1 pseudogene is annotated in these 245 nt (G+C 57.6%); it reads right to left on the bottom strand.

Going from position 1 to position 245, the window contains the following annotated elements:
- Positions 1 to 37: 37 nt before the first annotated feature.
- A pseudogene (locus tag AC0L3U_RS40035) lies at positions 38 to 245 on the bottom strand (hypothetical protein); the annotation flags it as partial.

Here is a 245-nt window from a genome sequence, read left to right as displayed (position 1 = left end):
GGCTGCCGCCGACCGATCAATACAAGGTCAGCGCCACTTACCTTGACGGTTTCCGCTGCACCGTAACAATTTTTTCGCTGCGGTACTCTACTTGGCGGTCTGCGGCATTGGCGACCTTCAGCGGGAACGTCAGCACACTCTGTTTTTCATCTGCGGAGCGACGCTGGCTGCTGAATTGCTTGATCTGCTCGATGTAGCTTTTGGGGCCGGACACCAACACGATGCCGTCTTCCGGCAACTCGCCC

This window comes from Bradyrhizobium sp. Kon69 (assembly GCF_055807515.1).
The sequence above is the reverse complement of the archived record's forward strand: the minus strand, read 5'-3'. Positions and strand labels throughout refer to the sequence as shown.